Annotated in this window: 21 protein-coding genes; 14 read left to right on the forward strand and 7 right to left on the reverse strand. The window is 65.2% G+C overall.

The genetic code is table 11. The features are described 5' to 3' along the window. Positions 1–119 precede the first annotated feature (119 nt). On the reverse strand, positions 120–2,744 hold the full coding sequence (gene nirB, locus ACN9M4_RS09620; protein WP_426303293.1) for a nitrite reductase large subunit NirB: 2,625 nt from the start codon (positions 2,742–2,744) through the stop codon (positions 120–122). Between the two features lie 276 nt (positions 2,745–3,020). Here nirB and nirD point away from each other — a divergent pair, with 276 nt between their 5' ends. Beyond that, on the forward strand, positions 3,021–3,386 hold the full coding sequence (gene nirD / locus ACN9M4_RS09625; protein WP_426303294.1) for a nitrite reductase small subunit NirD: 366 nt from the start codon (positions 3,021–3,023) through the stop codon (positions 3,384–3,386). Positions 3,387–3,482: 96 nt separating this feature from the next. On the opposite strand, the gene ACN9M4_RS09630 is transcribed toward nirD, so the two are convergent. From ACN9M4_RS09630 to ACN9M4_RS09645, 4 genes are all read right to left on the reverse strand, one after another. Then, on the reverse strand, positions 3,483–4,892 hold the full coding sequence (locus ACN9M4_RS09630; RefSeq protein ID WP_426303295.1) for an aldehyde dehydrogenase family protein: 1,410 nt from the start codon (positions 4,890–4,892) through the stop codon (positions 3,483–3,485). Between the two features lie 131 nt (positions 4,893–5,023). Then, a complete protein-coding gene (locus ACN9M4_RS09635) occupies positions 5,024–5,548 on the reverse strand; it encodes a hypothetical protein (protein ID WP_426303296.1) in 525 nt (174 codons plus the stop codon). A 27-nt stretch (positions 5,549–5,575) separates the two neighbouring features. Beyond that, positions 5,576–7,087: an APC family permease gene (locus ACN9M4_RS09640; RefSeq protein WP_426303297.1), complete on the reverse strand. Its 1,512-nt coding sequence runs from the start codon at positions 7,085–7,087 to the stop codon at positions 5,576–5,578. Then, complete coding sequence (locus ACN9M4_RS09645) at positions 7,084–9,042, reverse strand: primary-amine oxidase (protein WP_426303298.1); 1,959 nt, start codon at positions 9,040–9,042, stop codon at positions 7,084–7,086. The genes ACN9M4_RS09640 and ACN9M4_RS09645 overlap by 4 nt, the downstream gene beginning before the upstream one ends. Before the next feature lie 103 nt (positions 9,043–9,145). Here ACN9M4_RS09645 and ACN9M4_RS09650 point away from each other — a divergent pair, with 103 nt between their 5' ends. The 12 genes from ACN9M4_RS09650 (at position 9,146) to ACN9M4_RS09705 (ending at position 18,608) form a co-directional block, all read left to right on the forward strand. Beyond that, a complete protein-coding gene (locus tag ACN9M4_RS09650) occupies positions 9,146–9,760 on the forward strand; it encodes a TetR/AcrR family transcriptional regulator (RefSeq protein ID WP_426303299.1) in 615 nt (204 codons plus the stop codon). Between the two features lie 242 nt (positions 9,761–10,002). Next, a complete protein-coding gene (locus ACN9M4_RS09655; protein ID WP_426303300.1) occupies positions 10,003–10,401 on the forward strand; it encodes a hypothetical protein in 399 nt (132 codons plus the stop codon). A 192-nt stretch (positions 10,402–10,593) separates the two neighbouring features. Continuing rightward, a complete protein-coding gene (locus tag ACN9M4_RS09660; RefSeq protein ID WP_426303301.1) occupies positions 10,594–10,821 on the forward strand; it encodes a Flp family type IVb pilin in 228 nt (75 codons plus the stop codon). A 49-nt stretch (positions 10,822–10,870) separates the two neighbouring features. Further along, complete coding sequence (locus tag ACN9M4_RS09665) at positions 10,871–11,098, forward strand: Flp family type IVb pilin (RefSeq protein WP_426303302.1); 228 nt, start codon at positions 10,871–10,873, stop codon at positions 11,096–11,098. Positions 11,099–11,218: 120 nt separating this feature from the next. Continuing rightward, positions 11,219–11,593, forward strand: a complete 375-nt coding sequence (locus tag ACN9M4_RS09670) for a TadE/TadG family type IV pilus assembly protein (protein ID WP_426303303.1) — start codon at positions 11,219–11,221, stop codon at positions 11,591–11,593. Beyond that, a complete protein-coding gene (locus tag ACN9M4_RS09675; protein ID WP_426303304.1) occupies positions 11,581–12,612 on the forward strand; it encodes a Tad domain-containing protein in 1,032 nt (343 codons plus the stop codon). Before ACN9M4_RS09670 ends, ACN9M4_RS09675 begins: the two co-directional genes overlap by 13 nt. Before the next feature lie 33 nt (positions 12,613–12,645). Continuing rightward, entirely contained in the window at positions 12,646–13,416 is a 771-nt protein-coding gene (gene cpaB, locus ACN9M4_RS09680; protein WP_426303305.1) for a Flp pilus assembly protein CpaB, read from the forward strand. Continuing rightward, positions 13,413–14,606: an AAA family ATPase gene (locus ACN9M4_RS09685; protein ID WP_426303306.1), complete on the forward strand. Its 1,194-nt coding sequence runs from the start codon at positions 13,413–13,415 to the stop codon at positions 14,604–14,606. Before cpaB ends, ACN9M4_RS09685 begins: the two co-directional genes overlap by 4 nt. Positions 14,607–14,777: 171 nt before the next feature. After that, positions 14,778–16,202, forward strand: coding sequence for a CpaF family protein (locus tag ACN9M4_RS09690; protein ID WP_426303307.1), 1,425 nt, complete (start codon positions 14,778–14,780; stop codon positions 16,200–16,202). A 7-nt stretch (positions 16,203–16,209) separates the two neighbouring features. Next, positions 16,210–17,142 (forward strand): type II secretion system F family protein, encoded by a 933-nt coding sequence (locus tag ACN9M4_RS09695; protein WP_426303308.1) that lies wholly within the window; start codon positions 16,210–16,212, stop codon positions 17,140–17,142. Positions 17,143–17,150: 8 nt separating this feature from the next. Beyond that, the gene (locus tag ACN9M4_RS09700) at positions 17,151–18,035 is read left to right on the forward strand and encodes a type II secretion system F family protein (protein ID WP_426303309.1); all 885 of its coding nucleotides are present in this window, start codon (positions 17,151–17,153) and stop codon (positions 18,033–18,035) included. Between the two features lie 228 nt (positions 18,036–18,263). After that, the gene (locus ACN9M4_RS09705; protein WP_426303310.1) at positions 18,264–18,608 is read left to right on the forward strand and encodes an Hpt domain-containing protein; all 345 of its coding nucleotides are present in this window, start codon (positions 18,264–18,266) and stop codon (positions 18,606–18,608) included. 18 nt (positions 18,609–18,626) lie between these two features. On the opposite strand, the gene ACN9M4_RS09710 is transcribed toward ACN9M4_RS09705, so the two are convergent. Continuing rightward, positions 18,627–19,415, reverse strand: coding sequence for a response regulator transcription factor (locus ACN9M4_RS09710; RefSeq protein ID WP_426303311.1), 789 nt, complete (start codon positions 19,413–19,415; stop codon positions 18,627–18,629). A 265-nt stretch (positions 19,416–19,680) separates the two neighbouring features. Between ACN9M4_RS09710 and ACN9M4_RS09715 the strand changes: the two genes are divergently transcribed. Continuing rightward, positions 19,681–21,378 carry a sensor histidine kinase gene (locus tag ACN9M4_RS09715; RefSeq protein ID WP_426303312.1) on the forward strand — a complete coding sequence of 566 codons (1,698 nt, stop codon included), beginning with the start codon at positions 19,681–19,683 and terminating at the stop codon, positions 21,376–21,378. Positions 21,379–21,390: 12 nt separating this feature from the next. On the opposite strand, the gene ACN9M4_RS09720 is transcribed toward ACN9M4_RS09715, so the two are convergent. Continuing rightward, complete coding sequence (locus tag ACN9M4_RS09720; RefSeq protein ID WP_426303313.1) at positions 21,391–21,876, reverse strand: NUDIX domain-containing protein; 486 nt, start codon at positions 21,874–21,876, stop codon at positions 21,391–21,393. Positions 21,877–21,940: the final 64 nt, after the last annotated feature.

Below are 21,940 nucleotides of genomic sequence, written 5' to 3' on the forward strand. Positions count from 1 at the left end.
CAACCCTAACGGGATTCGACGGTGGCTGGAAGAAGCAGGGATCCGGATCTCCCGCCGCTGAGGCGCGCCTCAGCGGAAAACACCCCGGCCGGGCTGACCGGGGTGTTCCCACCGGGGGCCTAGTTGAACGTGCCCTCGCCGCGGACCGGGATGGAGGCGCCGATCAGCACTTTGCCCTTTTCCTCGTTGGTGGCCGGACGGATCTGCCCGCGCTCCGGAACGAAGGTGATGGAGTCGTCCTTCTGGTCTGGGGCGTTGACGAAGGAACGGAAGCGGCGCAGCCGTTCCGGGTCCTTGAGGGTTTCGGCCCACTCGTCCCGGTACGTGCCGATGTGCTTGGCCATGGCGGCCTCGAGCTCCGCGGCGATGCCGAGCGAATCCTCGACGACGACCTGCCGGACATGCTCCAGACCGCCGTCGAGTTCTTCCTGCCAGCGTGCGGTGCGTTGGAGGCGGTCGGCGGTGCGGATGTAGTACATGAAGTAGCGGTCGATGTATTTGATGAGGGTGTCGTCGTCCAGGTCTTTGGCCAGGAGCTGGGCGTGGGCGGGGGTGGCGCCGCCGTTGCCTCCGACGTAGAGGTTCCAGCCGTCGGCGGTGGCGATCACGCCCACGTCCTTGCCGCGGGCTTCGGCGCATTCGCGGGCGCAGCCGGAGACGCCCATTTTGAGTTTGTGCGGGCTGCGCAGGCCGCGGTAGCGCAGTTCCAGGTTGATGGCCATGGCCACGGAGTCCTGCACGCCGTAGCGGCACCAGGTGGATCCGACGCAGGACTTCACGGTGCGCAGGCTCTTGCCGTAGGCCTGGCCGGATTCGAAGCCGGCGTCCACCAGTTCCTTCCAGATCTCCGGGAGCTGTTCGAGCCGGGCACCGAACATGTCGATCCGCTGCCCGCCGGTGATCTTCGTGTACAGCCCGTACTTCTTGGCCACCGCGGCAATTACGGCCAAGCCGTCGGGCGTGATTTCCCCGCCCGCAATCCGCGGGACCACCGAATACGTGCCGTCCTTCTGCATGTTCGCCAGCGCCCGGTCGTTCGTGTCCTGCAGCGTTCCCCGCCCCGCATCCAGGACATACGCCGAATGTTGCGAAGCGAGAATCGACGCGATGGTGGGTTTGCAGATGTCGCAGCCTGCGCCGGTGCCGTATTTGGCCATGATGTCTTCGAAGGAGGTCAGTTCCAGGATGCGGATGGTTTCGAAGAGTTCCTGGCGGGAGAGGCTGATGTGTTCGCACAGGGCCTTGGAGACTTCGACGCCGGACTTGGTCAGTTCGGTTTCGAGGAGTTTCTTGAGCATGGGCACGCAGGAGCCGCATTGGGTGCCGGCCCTGGTGCAGGACTTGAGTTCGCCGAGCTCCTGCACGGGGGCTTGGCCGTCGCAGGCGCCGCAGCCGTTGATGGCGTCCCGGATGGAGCCGGCGGCGACGTTGTTGCAGGAGCACAGGATGGCGTCGTCGGGCAGTTCGGTTTCGGGGGCGTCGCCGCCGCCGGCGGCGGAGAGGAAAGCGCCGGGTTCGGCCGGGAGTTCGCGGCCGAGCAGGGGGCGCAGGCTCATGTAGGGGGTGGCGTCGCCGACGAAGATGCCGCCGAGGAGGGTCTTGGCATCGTCGGTGGTGACGATTTTCTGGTAGACGCCGCGGGCGGGGTCGGCGTAGACGATTTCCAGGGCGTGTTCGGTCTTGGCGAACGCGTCACCGAAGCTGGCCACGTCCACGCCGGAGAGCTTGAGTTTGGTGGCGGTGTCGAACCCCGGGAAGGTGGCCGCCCCGCCGTGCAGGCGGTCGGCGACGATCTCGGCCATGGTGTTGGCGGGGGCAACCAGGCCCAGGCACATGCCGCCGAAGTTGGCCACTTCACCGATCGCGTAGATACCGGGAATCTCAGTCTCGCAGCCCTCGTCGATCACCACACCGCCACGGGGACCCAGCGAGAAGAGCTGCTCCTCGCCGTCGGCTGCCCGGAACAGTTCGTCGCGGGGCCGGACGCCGATGGCAACGATCACGATGTCGGCGTCGATGGTCCGGCCATCGGCCATCAGGACACCGGTGACCTGGCCGTCGTCGTCGGCCAGGATCTCGGAGGGGAAGACGCCCCCGTGGATCTCGAAACCCTTTTCCTTGATGAGACGTCCGAGCGCCTGGCCGGCGCCCTCGTCCAGCTGGGTCGCCATCAGCCAGTTCGCGCCGTCGATCACCACGGGGATGGCTCCCAGCTGCTCGGTGCCAGCCGCGGCTTCCAGGCCCAGCAGGCCGCCGCCGATGGTCACCGCAGTGACTTCGCGGCCGAGCTTTTCACGGAGCGCGGCAATCGCGCCGTTGATGGCCCACACGTCCTCGAGGGTCCGGTAGACGTGGCTGTGCTCGGCGCCCGGGATGGGCAGGCGGGCCGCATTCGATCCGGTGGCAACCACCAGGGCGTCATAGGCGTAGCTGTTGCCGGCCGCGGTTTCCACGGTCTTGCCGTCCGGGTTGATCTTCACTACCCGCTCGCCCGTGCGCAGGTCGAGTGCCTCGTGATCCCACATGGCCGCTTCGCCCAGGGTGAGGTCGTATTCCATGTCGGTCAGCGCCTTGCTCAGCGCCACCCGGTCGTAGGGCAGGTGTGCTTCTTCGGTGAGCACGGTCAGCTGCCAGCCCTCAAGGCCGCGGGTATGCATGGCATCGGCGAAACGGTGGGCAGCAGGGCCGCCGCCGGCAACGACAATCCGGCGCCGGGCATTGGAGCTGGTGGTGTGTGCGTTCATCGGCACCCTTTCACATGCGCCGCAGAACGTCCTCTACGACTCCTTCCAGCAGCCTATGTACGGGCAGTTTCGCTTCAGTTTCCCGATTGTTTCGGGGGCTTAACTTCCGCATCACCACCGGGTTCAAGCCAGTGTGAGTAGTCCTTTACGGCGCCGACACACGAGCCGCACCCGGTCGAAACATCCCGGACCTAGCGTTGTTGCCTGGCTGCACACTGCCTGGCCGGTGGCGGCATCGGAGCCGCCGCCCGGCGGGCCAAGCGATAGGGGTTGAACATGACCATTGGTCTTGAAAGCATCGAACGTCCGGTTGACGGGCCGGCGGCCTGGCACCGCGTCTGCGCCGTCGAAGAACTGGAACTGGCCTGGGGCGAAGCCGCCCTGGTGGAGGGCAAACAGCTCGCCTTGTTCCGCCTGGAATCCGGAGAGGTCTACGCCGTAGCCCAGCAGGATCCCGCCACTTTGGCCAACGTCATGGCGCGCGGGATCACCGGCTGCCGCGGTGGGCGCCCGACCATCGCCTCGCCGCTGCACAAGGAGGTCTACGACCTGCAGACCGGCGAATGCTTCACTACGCCCGGACTCCGCCTGGACAGCTACGCCACACGGATCGTGGAGGGTTACCTCGAAGTAGCGGTCTGAACCATCCGTACGCAACCGTCCGCACGCAACCGTCCGTACGCAACAAGGGCACCACCGGAACTGCTCCGGTGGTGCCCTTGCATTGCCCTCGCGGGCCTAGCCGTTGATGACCTGGGGGACACCGAGTGCCTTGAGGCCTTCGACGCCGAATTCGAGGCCGTAGCCGGATTGCTTGGCGCCGCCGAAGGGGACGCGGGGGTCCACGGCGCCGTGTTTGTTGATCCAGACGGTACCGGCCTGGAGGCGGGCGGCGACTTCGCGGGCCGCGCCAAGGTCCGGGGACCAGACGGAGGCGCCGAGTCCGACGTCGAGGGCGTTGGCCATCTCGATGGCTTCGTCCACGGAGCTGTAGCGGATGATCGGAAGCGCCGGGCCGAACTGCTCTTCGGCAACCAGCGGGTTGTTGTTGTCGATGTCGGCCACGAGGGTGGTGGGGTAGAAGTAGCCGGGCTGGTCCGGGTCGGGGTTGCCGCCGGTCAGGATCCGGGCACCGGAGTCGCGGGCGGCGTCGACGAGGCCGGCGACGATGTCGTACTGGGCCTTGTTCTGGAGCGGGCCCAGGACATTGTTCTCGTCGAGGCCGACGCCCATGGGCATGGCGGCCGCGACGGCCGTGAGCTCCTCGCAGACGGCGTCGTAGATCGAGTCGTGGACGTACAGGCGCTTGAGGGCAGCGCAGGTCTGGCCGGTGTTGATGAACGCGCCCCAGAACAGGTCCTGGGCGATCACGGCAGGGTCGGCGTCGGGCAGGACGATGCCGGCGTCGTTGCCGCCGAGTTCCAGGGTGAGGCGCTTGACGGTGTCGGCGGAGGAGCGGATGATTTCGCGGCCGGCGGCGGTGGAGCCGGTGAACATGACCTTGCCGATGGCGGGGTGTTCGGCGAGGCGTGCGCCGACTGCGCGGTCGCCGGAGATGGCGGTGAGGACGCCTTCGGGGAGTTCTTCGTTGAGGACCTTGATGAGGGCCAGGACGGAGAGCGGGGTCATTTTGGAGGGCTTGACGACGGCGGTGTTGCCCATCCGCAGGGCGGGGGCGATCTGCCAGACGGTGATCATCATGGGCCAGTTCCAGGGCCCGATCGCGCCCACGACACCGATGGGGCGGTAGTGCAACTGGGCGTAAGTCTGGCCGTCGTCGACCACTGTTTCGGGTTCCAGTGCGGTGGTGGCGGCGGTTCGCAGCCAGGCGGCGCAGGCGCCGACCTCGAAGCGGGCGTTAGGACCGTTCAGGGGCTTGCCTTGCTCGCGGGAGAGCAGTTGGGCGAGTTCTTCGGCGGAGCGTTCGACGGCGTCGGCGGCCCTGAGCAGCGCGGCTGACCGGGCCTCGTGGCCGGCCGCGGCCCAGGCCGGCTGCGCTTCGAGGGCCGCGGCGACCGCCAGCTCGAGGTCCTCAACCGTGTGGACGGGAGCTTCGCCGACGGCGGTCCCGGTGGCGGGGTCGAGGATGGTCCGGGTTTCGCCGGTGGCCGGGGTGATTGAGGCCAGGAGGGCGTCGTAGCTTTCCAAGGTTTCACTCCACTCTGAGTAGTTGGTGCCCGCCGGCCGCATGGCCGTCAGGCGTTGTGTTGAGTCTGCCTGCCCGGCAACGGGGCAGCTTGTGTATCCGGGAAGGATGGTTGATGTTCGGTGAATGGCTTTCAGAGGGTCATCAGCATCATCGCCCCCAGGGCCCCCGCCGAGGAGAAAGCCTCGACAGGGTGGAACGGTTGGCGGGACCGGAGCGAGCGCAGGGCCAGCACCAGCGAATAGACCGCAACCACGGCGGCGAGCGCCGCGGCCAGGAAGGGCGTGACGCCGCCCGTCCCCGGATGCGCGTGGGCGTGGGGCGCCGTTCCCGTCGTCACCGGCTGGAGGCCGGTGACGAGGAGCGCGAACATCCCCAGGACGGAGAGCGCCCGGTGCAGTTCCATGCCGTTGCGGCGTTCCCTACGCAGCAGTACCAGCGGCAGGGGAGCTGCCAGCAGCAGGAGCAGCCCCCACACCACTCCCGGAAGCAGGCCCGGTCCGACGGTGGTGTCCGCCATGGCCGCGAGCATGACGGCCATGGGCCCCCACTGGCTGACGTTCCGCAGGACACCGCCGCGCGCCATGGCTTCGCGCATGGGGCACAGGATGCCGATACCGCAACAGACGAGCATGGCCGCGGAAAGGATTGTGTGCATGGTGTTCGCCGATCTCTCCAGGCCCGGTCAGTCTTCTTCGTCACCGAGGTGCACGGCTGCCGGACCCTCTTCGCCGTGCCCGATCCGCCGGTACACCTCGGGGCGGTTCCGCTTGAGGCGGAAAGCCCATGCCACCCCGGCAAGCCCCGGCACGACGATCGCGGCCGGGAGGATGAAGGTCAGGGGATTGTTGCCTTCCTGGCCCAGCAGGACGTTGAAATTGAGGGCGATCATGACGAAGACCGCTGCCAGGAGCAGGAACCCCAGGCCGGGAGCGATGAGGCTCGTCCAGATACCGGTGTCCCGCTTGTCTTTGCGGAAGAATCCGATCACCGCCAGCGAAACAACGGTCATCAGGAGGACGAGGCCCATCGCGCCGTCGTTGGTCAGCCACGTGAACATCGTGAGGACCGGGTAGAGGTCCCCCAGCGGGGATCCGGTCCCTGCGATCGCGAAGGCGGCCGTGACGACGACGGCGATGGCCGTCTGCGCGAGTGACCCCGCGTAGGGTGCGCCGCTGTGCCGCCGCACTGCCCCGAGCTTGCGGGGCAGGACCCCTTCGCGTCCGAGGGAGAAGAAGTACCGGGCGGCGGCATTGTGGAAGCTGACGAGGGCAGCGAAGAGGCTGGTCACAAAAAGCAGCCGGGCCAGGTCGGCGATGAGGACTCCGGTGTGCGCGCCGAGGAATCCGAACATCAGGTCCGGTCCTTGCTTCGCGGAGGCATCGGCCACAGCTGACGGGCCGGTTCCGACCGCCATCGCCCACGCTGACACGGCGTAGAACAGGGCAATGATGGTGATCGCTGTGTAGGTCGCGCGGGCCACGGTGTGCTTGGGGTCCTTGCTTTCCTCGCCGTAGATGGCTGCGGACTCGAAGCCCATGAACGCGGCGATGCCAAAGGACAGCACCGCTCCCACGCCCGGCACGAAGAGGCTTTCGGGGCTGAGCGGCGCGCCGCTGACCCCTTCCGGTGCCAGGGCAAAGGAGGCGACGTCGTACACGGTCACCACGAGGAATTCGAGGCCGACCAGAACCCCGAGAACTTTCGCGGACAGGTCCACCCGGTTCACGCCCAGCACCGCGACGACCGCGATGCAGGTCAGGACCGGGATCCACCAGGGGAGGGCGACGCCGAAGCGTTCGTTGATGAGGCCCGAGACGCTGAAGCCGAAAAGGCCGTAGATGCCGACCTGCATGAGGTTGTAGGCCATCAGGGCCACCATGGAGGCACCGACGCCGACCGGCCGGGAGATCCCTTGGGCCACGTAGGAGTAGAACGCCCCGGCGTTGACCAGGTGCCTGCTCATGGCCGCGTAGCCGACGGCGAAGACCGCCAGGGTTCCGCCGAGGAGCAGGAAGGACAGCGGTACGCCCGTGACCCCGGTGACGGCGAACGTCGTCGTCACGCCGCCGGCGAGAACCGTCAGCGGCGCCGACGCAGCGATGATCATGAACGTCACCGCAGGAACGCCGAGCCGGCGGTGGTGATGGACCGTGTGCTCCGATTTGCCGGCAACTTTTCCGGCGCTGACGCTCATTGTCCCGCCGCCATGTGGCAGTGCCCGCCGGCGGGCTTCGACGCGGGGACGTCCAGCACCGGGCTGCGGTCGAAGAAGCCTTCGGGGCGCAGCTTGAAGCCCACCGTGTCCACGGGCATGATCGGCCAGTCCTCGGGGCGCGGGAAGTGGGTCAGGCCGAAGGTGTGCCACACCACGATGTCCTGCCCGTCAATATCCCGGTCCTGGGCGATGTAGGCGGGCAGGCCGGCGCCACCGGAGTGTTGGTTGACGAAGTCGCCGGTGGGGTAGAGCTCGCCTTCCGCGTAGCGGGTGACCCACAGGTCCTTCGTGGCGAAGGCGGCGCGCCGGGCGATCGAGGAGCCGGGGTCGGCCAGCAGGGTGGGCTGGTTTTCGGAGTGCAGTTTGTAACCCACGGCCTCGCCCAGGCGGTTCCTGGATCCCGGGTTCGAGATGACCCAGGTGCGGCCGCTGCGGGCGTCGGCCTCGCGGACGCCAACGGACTCGCTGGCGAGCACGGTGCGCTTGCGGGAGAATGCGTTGCCGCGCGGGTTCCCTTCACCCATGGCCTGCCGGACCACGTCTTCTTCCTCCACGCGGTTGCTGAAGCCGTCGACGGCGAAGTCCAGCCGTGCGCTGAAGAGGTGCTGGTGGTAGGGGGCGCCCAAGCCCGGTGCCAGTTGGGAGATGTTGTCCGATCCGCCTTCGGGGAACGCGCTGGTGAAGACAACGCCGGTGGCCTTGGCTTCGAATTCGATGGTGCCGTCCAGGTAGAGGTACCAGTAGAAGCCGTAGTCGTAGTTGCCGATGGTGGTGAAGAAGCTGACCACGAGGCGGCGGTTCCGGCGGGTGTAGTTGACCCCGCTCCACAGGTCGCTGTGCTTGGACAGGATGCTCCAGTCCTCTTCATGGATGCAGACAGCGTTGCGGATTTCGCGCGGGTTGCCGAAGGAGTCGCTCACCACCGGGCTGAGGTACGTGATTTCGCCGAGGCAGTCGCAGCCCAGTTCGAGCGAATTCGCGTACTGGCCCACCAGGTATTCGCCGGTGTCGAAGTAGTTTTGCCAGGAGCGCACGGGGGAGGGGTCGCCGTAGGGGACCACCATTTCGGCGATGGACGCCCGCTTGAGGATGCTGCGGCGGCGGCCTCCGTCGTCGAACGCCACATTGTGCAACACCACGCCTTCGCGGACATCGAAACCGACGTCGAGGCTCCACTTCTCCCACTCAAGGTGGTTGCCGCCCTGGATGCTGAAGCTGGGGCCGTCCGGCTGGGTGATGTGGATGGGCTTCTGTGTGGTCCGCAACGGGCCGGTCAGCTCCGGATCGGTGTAGTTGCCGTGTTCTGCCGGGACCGGCATCGCCCCGAAGTCCAGGACCTGAGTGACTTCCTTGTTGACCACGTCCACGTAGGCGACCAGGCCGTCCACGGGGCGTGCCCAAGCGTTGTCCTCCGGGAACTCCTGGACGAAGGCCAGCCCGCGCAGGATGCGGCGGCCCTTTTCCTCCGGGTATTCGAAGACGCCGGCGGACAGGGGAGCGACCCGCACCTTGGCGACGTCGAGCTTCCGCTCCGCGAGCGCCTTGAGCCAGCGTTCGTCCTGGGCGAGCACTGCTTCGACCAGTTCGAATTCCTCCCCGATGACGGGAAGTTCGCCCGCGACGGCGGTGTCCAGTTCGACGTTGCGGGTGATTTCGCTGTGCCAGGCGTGCCCGGTTTCCAGGGTGACGACGACGTCGCGCGCGGTTCCGGTGGCTACGTTGTGCAGGAAGACCCGGAAGCGGCGGTCCGTCGTTTCGGCTGCATCGTCCGCGGAGGCGCGGGGCGGATCCAGGAGTCCAAGGTAGGCCACTCGGGTGGAATCGTCGAACAGTCCGGCGTCGCTGAGGGCGGCCTTGACTGCGGTGATCTCGCTGGCAGTGACGGGTCCGTAGGCGGTGGTTTCGGCCGTTTCGGGTATGGCGGAGATGTTCATGGAAAAGCCCCTTGGGAGTGGCGGTTTATTTTCTATGTGTGTAGACAATAACAGTGTGTAAGCTGAGTCACAACGGTTGTAGAAAAAAAGATTTGGGGATTGGGTGCCGAAGATCGTCGATCATGACAAGCGACGCGTGGAACTGGTTGAAGCCACGTGGCGGATCATCGCCAGGCGGGGGATCGAGGGCGCTACGATGCGCGAAATAGCCACGGAAGCGGGCTTCGCCAACGGTGCGCTCAAGCCCTATTTCCCCACGAAGGACGACCTCCTGTCCTTTGCGTTCGCACACGTGTTCAACCAGACGAACGCCAGGATCGGAACCGTGTCGAAGGGGCTGAAGGGCTTGGCCGCACTGCGCAGCTTCTGCCACGAAATCCTGCCGCTCGACGCCGAACGGCTGAGCGAAGCCCGGATCGCCATCGCGTACTGGCAGCGGGCACTGACGGATCCCGAGAAGGCGGCCCTCCATGACCGCTCGATGGAGCAATGGCGGCACGAGCTGTTCGGCAGGCTTCGCGAAGCCAGGGATGCCGGTGAACTCATGGACGGACTGGACGACGACGACGTCGTCGGCGGCATCATGACCTTCGTGCTCGGCGCGCAGATCACGGCCACCCTGTCGCCGTCGCACCATTCCCCGGCGCAACTGCGTTCCCAGCTGGAGTCCTATGTCTCGCTGATGAGGGTCCCACCGGCCGACGAGGGCGGGGCCTGAAAGCCCGAGCAAGTAGTCCAGGGTCAAACTGCGCTGTGGAATTGAGTACACGTCGCCCCAATTACTTGAATCCACTGCGGAAAAGTGGAGTACCCACCACTCGTGACGGGTCCCCAGGGCAGCCGATTCAATGGAGCGTAGCTGGTCTCAACCGCAGTTCATGACTCTGGGGGTCATACAATGTCTGCTTTCTGCAATGCCGTTGTTCCATTTCCGCGCCGCCCGCTGACGGAGGCAGTCCGATGAGCACGGGAATGGAATCCGCCGCCATGTTCGCGGGGTCGCTTCCCGGCCTGCTCCTGATGTCCCTGGGCCAGACCATGGTGGTCGCATGCCTGTGTTTTGACATGGTGCGTGCCGTCTCCGTTCCCCGCTCGCACCGCCGCTACGTAGCCAGCACCGTCTTCCGGACCCTGGCGGTGCCGTCAATCCTCGTCATGGGCGTCAGCGTGCTGGTCGACGCGATCGTTTCGTCCTGGATCGATCTGGTCCTGGGCGTCCTCGTGATGGTGACGATCATCTTCCGCTTCCACCAGGACAAGGACGAGGACAACTGGTGGAAGGGCAAGGGCAGGAAGCTGGCCGGCTGGGCACGCAAGCAGTTGTCGCCGCAGGGCGGGCTCGCCCCGGCGATGGGCTGAGCCCCGGGATTCCTCAACGGGGCTGCCGGCCCCGGGATTTCCCCCGGTTTAACACAGGAAATACGCAGTTTGGCGAGCATTCCCACAGGATGTTCCAAGGTCCATACAACGCGGTGTTGGGCGTTGCTATGTTGATTGCGAGCTGGTGCTGGGCCAGCCCGAATCCCCCCAAACTCGCTCAGGAGTTATCAAATGTTTTCTCTCATCTCCAACACCGCATCCCGCCTCCGCCGCGACGAAAAAGGCGCCACCGCCGTCGAATACGGCATCATGGTCGCCCTCATCGCTGTTGTCATCATCGTCGCCGTCACCTTGCTGGGCGGAAACCTCAAGGAGACATTCAACAGCACGGCATGTTCCGTCAAGGGTGGCGCCTGGACGGCGTCCACTTCCACCGTCGCGGGCAGCTGCTCGAAGTAGGTCCCTCCGCTCAGCGGAACGACCGGCCTATCTCACTAAAGGAGCTGCAATGTTTTCCACCATCGTCACGTCCGTAGCCCGCGCGCGCCGGGATGAGACAGGCGCCACCGCCGTTGAATACGGCATCATGGTCGCCCTCATCGCCGTTGTGATCATCGTTGCTGTGACCTTGCTCGGCGGAAACCTCGTCGAGACGTTCAACAGCACCGCCTGCAGTGTCAAGGGCGGTGCTTGGACGGCCTCCACGTCCACCGTCGCCGGAAGCTGCTCGAAGTAAGCAGACGCCCCGGGTGGGTGGGGCCGGTCCCCACCCACCTGCACCATCCCACTCACGGCGCCCCCTAGCCGAAACTTCCGTTCAGACGCACACAGCGCTGCAGCACGAAAGGCAGTTCCCATGTCCAGGAACTCAGAACGCGGTGCCGTGGCAGTCGAATTCGCCTTGCTGGCACCCGTCCTGGTTCTCCTGCTTCTCGGAATCATGGAATTCGGGCGGGCCTACAACGCACAGGTGTCCCTTTCCAACGCGGCACGCGAGGGAGTCCGCGTCATGGCGATCTCGAACGACCAGACTGCAGCCAGGACGGCGGCCAAGAACGCGGCCGTCTCCCTGAGCCCGCAGCTCGCGGACGCCAACTTCACCTTCAGCCAGGCGAACTGCTCCTCCGGCGGGCAGATGTCGCTGACCATCAAGTACACCCTCAGCACCCTCACCGGAATTGCTGGTCCGTTCCCGCTGCAAGGCGTAGGAGTCATGCTATGCGCCGGCTGATGCCCCGCGGCGAAGACGGCGAGCGTGGCGGAGTCGCCGTGCTGATTGCACTGGCGCTCGTGGTGCTCCTCGGGTTCGCGGCCCTCGCAGTGGATGCGGGAATGCTGTACTCCGAACGGGCCCAGGTGCAGAACGGAACCGATGCCGCTGCCCTCGCCGTCGCCCAGAAATGCGCAGCGAACGTTGCCGACCCCAACTGCCTGGCAGCCTCCCAATACGCAGCCGACCTCGTCAACAAGAACGCCGTGGACGGCTTGAGCAACGTCAAGTCGGTCAACTTGGACCTGGTCAACCGCAAGGTCACCGTGACGGGCGGAGCCAAGCAGGCCGGTGGGCCCCAGGGCGGGGTTTCACTCTTCTTTGCGAGGGCCCTCGGCTTCGGCACAGCGGACGTCGAGACCAGCTCGAAGGTCGAGTGGGGCAGCGCCTATGCCGGCAGGACTGCTTTTCCGCTTGCCTATTCCATCTGCCAGGTGCAGGGCTACATCGGGGGAGCCCTGCAACTGCTGCAGGACCACGGAACCGGCGCCAATCCCGGCTGCCTGTACGGCCCTTCGGGTGCGGCCGTGGCCGGCGGGTTCGGCTGGATCACCCAGGATCCCGGCGTCTGCGGCGGGACGATCGACCTCGCGGTCAGCGAGGGCGGAAGTGCACCGGGCAACAGCGCGCCAGGCAACTGCGCCGCCACCCTCCAAAAGTGGGCGGACAACATTACTGCGGGCCGCGATGTCATCGTCCTCCTCCCCGTCTTCAACGCAGTGACCGGCACCGGAAGCGGTGCGGTGTACCACTTGGTGTCCTTCGCAGCCTTCAAGGTGGCGGGGTGGAAGTTCAGCGGCAACAGCAGCGCACCGGACGCCTTCCGCAACTCAAGCCCGGACGTCCCCTCAGCGCTTTCCTGCACCGGAAACTGCCGTGGAATCATCGGCAGCTTTGTCAGGTACGTGTCCCTGGCCGACGGCTACTCGCTGGGCCCGGTGGACGCCTTCGGAGCGACCATTGTGCGCCTCAGCAACTAGCTTTTCACCCCCAATGTTGAACAGGAGTAGCAAGTGAAATCCCGCTTGTTGGCCGGATCCGCAGCTGCGCTGCTCGCCGTCATCGGAGTGATCCTCGTCTTCTCATACGCCCAGGCTGCCGATCAGCGTGCCGTCCAGAACCTCACGCCGGTCGACGTCCTGATCGTCAAGACGGCGGTTCCCGCCGGTACGCCCGTCGAGGCCATGAAGGCCTCACTGGCCACACAGCAGCTGCCCGAATCCGCGGTTCCGAAAACGGCCCTGCACACGCTGGGCGACGAAGCCGGCAAGGTGGCCGCCGTGGACCTGGTGCCCGGCGAGACGCTTCTTGCCGAGCGCCTGGTCGCCCCTGACGAGCTCAAGACGCCGGGCAACGTCACGGTGCCTGCGGGCCTCCAGGAGGTCTCCTTCCAATTGGAACCCCAGAGGGTGATCGGCGGCCGCCTGGCCCCCGGTGACCACATTGGCGTGTTCATCTCTCAGATCGCCGGAAAAGACGAGGACAAATCGGGCGCAACCAAGCTGGTCATCCACAAGGTCCTCGTGACGGCGATCCAGCGCGCCCCGCAGGCGGCCACGGCTACGCAGTCGACGCCGGCCCCGAGCCAGGGCGCGGCCGCTGCGGATCCGCAGGACACCACGCTTCCGAACGGATCGCTCCTCCTGACCGTTGCAGTCAACGATGTGGACGCTGCCAGGATCGTGTACGCCAATGAGTTCGCCAAGATCTGGTTGAGCAAGGAGCCCCTGAACGCGAAAGTCAACGGACCCAGGATCGTCGACGGGAACGAGGTCTTCAAATGAGCCGCTTTGTCCTGATCACCCCGAATGTCGAATTCGACCAGCGGCTGCGCCAGGCCGTGGCGGGCGGGCTGCCTGGAAGCGTGCAGACCTTCTTCACCAATGTCCTTCCGTCCGACCCGACCGAGCTGTTCGGTGCCCTCAACCAGGAACAGTTCGAAGTGCTGATCCTGGGGCCCGAGGTTCCGGTGGAGGAGGCCCTGCGCCTGGCCACGGTCCTCGACGTCCGTGCACCCGAGCTGAGCGTCATCCTCGTCACCGAACCGGAATCCGGGTTCGTCCTGCAGGCCATGCGCTCAGGCATCCGTGACATCATGAGCCCCGCTGCGGACGTCGCACAGATCCGCATCATGCTGGAGCGGGCCTGCCAGTCCTTCGCCAGCCGCCAGCGCACCCTGGAGCCGAAGCAGGCCCACGCGCCCAAAGGCATGGTGATCGGGGTCTTTTCCCCCAAGGGTGGCGTGGGCAAGACGACGATCGCCACGAACATCGCCGTGGGCCTGGGCAAGATCGCGCCGATGAGCGTGGTGATCGTCGACCTGGACCTGCAGTTCGGCGATGTCGCCTCTGGCCTGTACCTCAACCCTGAACACACTGTGACCGACGCGGTTACTCCCTCGGCAAGCCAGGACTCCTTGGTCCTCAAGGCGTTCCTTAGCGTTCATCCGGCAGGAATTTACGCCTTGTGCGCCCCCAAGGACCCCGTGGAGGCTGACGAAATCACTCCGGAACAGGTCAGCCGGCTGCTCGGACAGCTGGCGGAGGAGTTCCAGTACGTGGTGGTGGACACCGCGCCGGGGCTGCCCGAAGTCGGTCTCGCCGCGCTCGAGCAGTGCACAGATGCTGTGTGGGTCACGGGCATGGACGTCCCAAGCGTACGCGGCCTCCGCGCGGGCCTGGACATCCTGCGGAAGCTGGACCTGCTGCCGGAAACCCGCCACGTGGTACTCAACATGGCCGATTCGAAGGCCGGCATGTCGGTCCAGGACGTCGAAGCCAACATCGGCGCCCCTGTCGATGTGAGCCTTCCCCGGTCGCAGGCTGTTGCCCTTTCCACCAACCGCGGCGTTCCCGTGCTCCAGGAAGCAGTGAAGGATCCGGCCGTGAAAGGCCTCAAACAACTCGTCGAACGCTTCAATCCGGCGTGGCGTGCCACCACGCAGCGCCAACTGCACAGAAGGGTCGTGGTCTAGTTGAAACTCTCGCAGCGTCTGCGCGCCGCCGAGGACAATGCCGGCCGAGCTTTCGGTGCCGCCTCGCCAGGTGCGCGTCCCGCAATGAACCGCCCGGAATTCAGCCGTCCCGCGTTGAGTCCTGAGCCCGGTGCGCCTGGACAGACGGTCCGTGGAGAGGTGGTGCCCGCCATGGTCCCCTTAGCCGACTTCGCACAGCAGGCCACGCCCTACTCGCCGGGGAAGGCGGCCGGTCCCGGAAAGACCCATGCCTCCCTGAAGCTCGTCGAGCACGCGGACCAAGGCAAGCCCAAGGTCCAGCAGCCCGTGGATGCCTTCGCCGCGCTCAAGGCGCGGGCCGCGACAGCGTTGTTCGAGCGCCTGGGTGCCCGGTTCAACGACTCGGCGCTGAGCGAACACGAGCTGCGGGCGACGGCCCGGGAAGAATTGATCCGGATCGTCGACGCCGAGCAGGTTCCGCTGTCCGCCGAGGAGCGGACCCGCCTCGTGGGGGACGTGGCGGATGACGTCCTCGGCTACGGGCCGCTCCAGCGGCTGCTGGACGACCCGGATATCACCGAAATCATGGTCAACAGGATGGACCAGATCTACGTCGAACGAAAAGGCAAGCTGATCCTGACGGACTCCGGCTTCAGCTCGGAAGAGCACCTCCGGCGGGTGATCGAGCGGATCGTGTCCAAAGTGGGCCGCCGGATCGACGAATCGTCCCCGCTCGTCGACGCACGGCTCGAAGACGGATCCCGTGTCAACGCCGTGATCCCGCCACTCGCCGTCGGCGGTTCGTCCCTGACCATCCGGAAGTTCAGCAAGGTGCCGCTGACCGTGAGGAACCTGATCGATTTCGGCACACTCACCCCCGAAATGGCCGAACTCCTTAACGCCTGCGTCAAGGCGAAGCTGAACATCATCGTTTCCGGCGGCACCGGCACGGGAAAGACGACCCTGCTCAATGTCCTTTCATCCTTCATCCCCGATGACAACCGCATCGTCACCATCGAGGATGCTGTGGAGCTGCAGATCCAGCAGCGGCACGTGGTGAGGCTCGAAAGCAGGCCCCCGAACACCGAGGGCAAGGGCGAGGTCACCATCAGGGAGTTGCTCAGGAACTCGCTACGCATGCGCCCGGACAGGATCGTCGTCGGCGAAGTCCGTGGCGGCGAGTCCCTGGACATGCTGCAGGCGATGAACACCGGTCACGACGGCTCGCTTTCCACCGTCCACTCGAATTCCCCGCGTGACGCAGTGGCTCGTCTTGAAACCCTGGTCCTCATGGCTGGCATGGACCTGCCGCTACGGGCGATCCGTGAACAAATAGCGTCCGCGGTGAATCTCATCATCCAAATCTCCCGCCTGCGGGACGGTACGCGGCGGATCACCCATGTGACGGAGGTGCAGGGCATGGAAGGGGAGGTCGTCACCTTGCAGGACGCGTTTGTCTTCGACTACTCGGCGGGCGTGGACGCGCATGGGACGTTCCTCGGCCGGCCGGTGTCCACCGGCATCCGGCCCCGGTTCATCGACCGCTTCAATGACCTGGGAATCCATGTTTCCCCCGAGGTGTTCGCCGCGCCCCTGGCCTCGGCCGTGAGGGTGTGAGCGAGCCATGATCCTCCTGACCGGAACAGCTTTCATGCTCGGCGCCATCCTGCTTTTCGGCGTCGCGGTGATCCTGCCCAAGAGTCCCGGGGTTCCTTTGGACCGGAGGCGGCCCTACCAAGCGGGTCCCGGCTCCCAACTGACGCGCTTCGCGGGTTCTGCCTCCGGCGCCATCCATGGGGTCCTGGAGCGGCGCAATGTCCGGCTGTTCAACCGTGAGGAGCTGGAGAACGCCGGGCTGCGGACCAGCCAGGCGGAATTCTTCATCCTTGTGATCGCGGGGGCCTTTGTGGGCGCCCTGATCGGACTTGTCGCCGGCGGCCCCCTGTTGGGTGTCCTGTTCTTCATTCCGGCGCCCTTCGTGGCGAAGCTCGTCATCAGGTTCCGGACCGGAAAGCGGCGCGCGAAGTTCGATGAGCAGCTCGGCGATACGCTCCAGCTGCTGTCCGGCGGCCTGCGCGCGGGGCACAGCATCCTCCGCGCGATAGACGCCGCGGCCACCGAATCGATCAGCCCGACCGCCGAGGAGATGCGCCGCATCATTACGGAAACCAGCCTGGGCCGTGAACTCCAAGCCTCCCTCAATGACACAGCAGATCGGATGCAAAGCGAGGACTTCGTGTGGATAGCGCAAGCCATCCAGATCAACCGTGAGGTGGGCGGAAATCTGGCCGAAGTCCTGGACCAGGTCAACGAGACCATCCGGGAGCGCAGCGAGATCAAGGGCCACATCAAGTCCCTCGCGGCAGAGGGAAAGTTCTCCGGATACATCCTGATGGCACTTCCCTTCGGCATCGTCACTCTGCTCACTGTGGTGAATCCCGGATACATGAACGTGATGTTCACCCATCCGCTCGGTTGGGCCATGATTGCGGCTTCGGCCGTCCTCATGACCATCGGCGGTCTCTGGATGCGCAAGATCATCGACCTGAAGTTTTGAGGTGAAGCATGAATCTCCTGCTCCTCTTGTCCCTGCTGCTGGTGCCGCTGCCGATTGCCTACCTGGCGTGGTCGGTCCTTTCGGTGGACCGCAGGACCCAGCGTTCCGTCCGGGAGCTCCTTGCACGCGGGGGAGGCGCCGTCGAAGCCGTTCCGCAGCGACGCGGCAGCGCGCTCGAAAGCCTCGGCTACAGGCTGACCCCCGGAAGCTACGTCCAGAAACTGGGCCGTTTGCTCTCCCTGGCGGGCCGTCCCCCGTCCCTCCCGCTGGGGCGCGTCCTCGCCGCCAAGCCGGCGCTCGGTCTCTGCGGTGCGCTGCTGGGCTTCTACATCGGCGCCAACAGCGATAGCGCGGTCCTGAAGCTGGTGGGCATTTTCGTGGTGTTGCTGGGCTACTTCATTCCGGACCTGATGCTCTACAGCAAGGGACAGGAACGGCAAAAGACCATGCAACTGGAACTTGCCAACACCATGGACCAAATGCTGATTTCGGTCGAGGCGGGCCTCGGTTTCGAAGGCGCCATGGCGCGTGCCGGCGAAAACGGCAAGGGTCCGCTGGCCGAGGAACTGGTGCGGACGCTCCAGGACATGCAGGTTGGCCGCAGCCGCCGCGAGTCCTACCTTGCCCTGGCCGAACGGTCCAACGTTCCCGAACTCCGAAGCTTCGTGCAGGCCGTCATCCAAGCGGACACCTACGGCATTGCCATCAGCCGGGTCCTTCGGGTCCAGGCGAAGGTCATGCGGGTGAAACGCCGCCAGCGTGCCGAGGAGAAGGCAATGAAGCTTCCGGTGACGATTCTCTTCCCCCTGCTGTTCTTCATTTTTCCCGTGCTGTTCATCGCCATCCTGGGACCGGCCGTCATCAACACCATCGCCACCTTCAGCGGCGGATGAAACTGATATTCCATTACTGGAATTCGGCCCCCCGGTAAAAGTCGCCAATCCCGGAAGTCTTAAGATTTCCTCAGGAAAACCACAAGAACCGCTTTTCCGGAATTCAGAAAGTAGCATTGAGCTATGTTCAGACCAGGTCCAATCGAAGCCGGCGATGTGGAACCCGACCACACGGGTTCCGTCAATGGTTCCAGCTGGCTTCCGGCCGGAGGGCACAAACAACCGTTATTGGACTTGGCCGCATTCCAGCTACTGGAAGACCAACTTGATAATCCGCTCATTGCCCGCAGCTTCGCCAGCGATTTCGCGAAACTTTGGACCCTGAGGTACGAAGCCCTCGCAGGTGCCGTGGAACGTGGCGACGAAGCCGGAGCCCTGGACGCAATCCTGAGCCTCAAAACCTCATCAACAATGGTGGGCGGGGTCCGCCTTGCGCTATTGGCAGCGCAATTCGAGGAGCATATCCGGAACGGCGATATCGGTGACCTCCGGTCCCTGCTTGCCGCAGTTGCCGAATGCGGCCATGCAACGGTCCTTGAACTGCGGGGCAGTTACGTCCTCAGGAATGAATAGCGGCCCGGATGGTGCCGGCTAGTCCACCCGTTTGGGAGCGAGCCGGTATCCGATACCCCGGACGGTCAGCAGGAACCGTGGTGATTGCGGATCTTCGTGGAGTTTCCGGCGAAGGTTGCCGATATGGGTTTCAACAGCTCTTTCGTCCGCTTCGCTGATATATGCGTCGTCGTCGTAGTAATCGCCGCGCGCTGCCCTAACCAGATCGGTCCTCGTCCGCACTTGCCCCTTGGCGCGAAGGAGGTCAAATAGCAGGTCGAATTCGCTTCTGGTCAAATTCAGCACGGAACCCTGAAGGGAAACCATGCGGGTCTTGTAGTTGAGTGCCAGACCATTGTGCTTGATGACCGCATTTTCCGGCTCGTCGGCGCGGCTCGAATCGCCGGTGCCCTGGCCGCCGTCGGGCAGCCTGCCGGGAAAGGCCGGCACATCCCCGGCGCGGGGCCTGCGCATCATCGCCGTGACCCGGGCGCGCAACTCGCGGGGGAGGAATGGCTTCTTGACGTAATCGTCGGCGCCCGTGAGGAACGCCGTCAGCGTTTCGCTTTCGTCCTGCCGGGCCGTCAGCATCAGCACATACGCGTCGCTGAATTGCCGGATCCGGCGCAGGACTTCGTGGCCGTCCATATCAGGAAGCCCGATGTCCAAGGTGACAACCGCCGCCTGTTGATGCCGTACGACTTCCACGCCTTCACGCCCGGTAGCGGCCGAATGCACCACAAAACCGGCTTCCTTGAGGATGGCGTCAACCAAATTCCGGACGTCCTCGTCATCCTCGATGACTACAGCTACCCCAGGCTCGCTCATTTGTACCCTCGAGTCGGTGATCACCGCCGCACAGCCCAGCGCAATGCGGGAGTGTCTCCGAATAGCAACGATACAAGCATTGAAGTTATTTGGCACCTAATATGTGGAATATGTGCCGCCTTGAAGATCCGCGTCCGCTGTGCAGGGCCGTCATTTCCGCTGGGGGTCACGACGGCGGACGGGCCCTCTTGCCGCCTGACCCCTTGTTGCTAGAATCGCCCGAGGCATCAATTCTTCCAGCGTCTCGCCAACGAAAGGTCCTGCCTTGAGCGAGCAGGCTATTCTCCGCACCGCCGGCCGTTTCTTCAGGAAACTCGGGCCGCGGGTACGGCTGGCTGTCTGTGAAATACCGCTGACGATCATCATCGCCGGCCTGGTGATTGCGGCACCGCACGTTTGGCCGGGCCTGCTCGAGAATTGGGCGTTTGCAACCGGGGCCGTCCTCCATGGAATCCTGTTCCTGAGTTGCCTGCTGGTTCCGTGGGAGCGCCTGGAACCAAAGATAAGCCTGGCCATTCCCATGCTTGACCTGCTGGCTCTTTGTTTCACCCGGAATGGCGCTTTCAGCGTGGTACCGGGCCTCACCGTGCTTTCCGTTTTTCCGGTGATCTGGCTGGCCGCCTCGGGGATGCTTTCCAAGACGAGCCTCATTCTGAGCTTTGCGGGCCCCTTTCTTATTGGGCTGCCCCCGCTTATCGCCCACCTTCCCAAGCCCACGGCATCGGATATTTCCGCGGTCGTTCTCTTGCCCCTGATGATGTTTGCGGTCGCCCTCTCCATCCGGCTGGCCGGTTCGTACGCCCGGCTCCAGCAGCGGCGGGTGAAGCACCGGGACCAGGTCCTGAGGCAATTGCTTGCTGCCAGCAGGGAGCGAGAGACACTGCTGAAAACCATCCTGGACACCATCGACGTCGGAATTGTCGCGGTGGATTCCAAAGGTGAAACGCTGTTGGTCAACAACCAGCAGAAAGCATTTCTGGGATTGGCGGCGCCCGCGGGCGGGGGCTCCGCGGCGGCCAAAGGGAACCGGCTGGTTTTCGGCCAGGACCGCCAGACCCCGCTCCCTCCCGAAAGGGACCCCGTCCAAAGGGCGGTGCAAGGGGAAACCTTTTCCGACTATCTGCTGTGGTTTGGTGCCGGGACGGAACAGCGGGCGATCTCGACCGCCGCGCGCGGCATGAGGAACGACGTCGACGGCGGGTTCGGCGGGGCAGTGGTCTTCTTCCGGGACCTGACCGACGTCGTCAACGCCCTTGCGGCCAAAGACGAATTGGTTGCCAACGTTTCCCATGAATTCGGCGGACCCCTGACCTCGATCCTCGGCAACCTCGATATCGTGATGCGCGGAGCCCCCGACCTCCAAGCAGGAACAAGGCGGGGCCTGGAGGTCGCGGAGCGGAATGCCGAGAGGCTCAGGGTCCTTGTGGAGGACCTGCTGTCGTCAGCCGCGTCGGTCGAGAGCGTGCAGCTGCGCCGGACGGATCTGGCCGGTCTCGTTGAGAACAGCCTGGGTTCCGCCCGGGCCCAGGCGGACGCGGCCAATGTCGGCCTGGTTGCCGACGTGCCGGCGCCCCTGTGGGCGGACGCCGATCCGCTGCGGCTGGGCCAGGCCCTGGACAACCTGGTTTCCAACGCCATCAAGTATTCGCCGGGCGGCGGACTGGTGAGTGTCAGGGCAACGCGGGACGACGGCTGGGTCCGGCTTGAGGTGCAGGACACCGGCATGGGCATGACTGAAGACGAGACGGCCAGGATCTTCACCCGCTTCTTCCGGACAAGCGCTGCCCGCCAGGCGGCGATCCCGGGCGTCGGGCTGGGGCTGTCCATCACCAAGTCCATCGTGGAACGCCACGGAGGCAGCATCACCTGCAACAGCAGGCCCGGGCAGGGAAGCACGTTCACCGTGGCGCTGCCTGCCGGGCCGTCCGGAAGTCCGGAGTCTGGTCCGCCGGCGCTCAATTAGGGCCGGTCGTGCTCATCGAGCGCCGGGGCCCTGTTCCCCCAGATGAACCAGCAGTGCGTCGAGAAGGGGTACTTGACCCCGGACCAGCCTGGTGCGGGCTTCGGGTACCGATGTCCACTCCGCGTGGTCGATCTCGGGAAAGTTTTGGACCGTGCCTGATCCCTTCGGCCATTCCAGCGGAAAGGTGTTGCTCAGGATCTCCTCAGGGCCGAAGTCGGATTCGGCGGCGAAGACCGTGATGACCTTGCCCGACGGTTGCTTGAAGGCGCCGAGGCCGAAGTAGTCGGCGGGCGGGGCAGGCACGCCCATCTCCTCGGCGAACTCGCGCCGGGCGGCCAGCCAAGGGTCCTCCCCGGGGGGATATTCACCCTTTGGAATGGACCACGCGTGTTCCTCTTTTCCCGCCCAGAACGGTCCGCCCATGTGGGCGATCCACACCTCAAGGCCGCCTTTGGCGCTGCGGCGGTACAGCAGGATCCCTGCGCTGAGGACCTTCACTTGCGCTCCATGTCCCTAAGGTATCCGTTCCTAAGACATCCCGGGTTCCCCGGGTATCCGGGCC

Origin of the sequence: Arthrobacter sp. R-11 (genome assembly GCF_049913155.1) — a bacterium.
Taxonomy (GTDB): domain Bacteria; phylum Actinomycetota; class Actinomycetes; order Actinomycetales; family Micrococcaceae; genus Arthrobacter.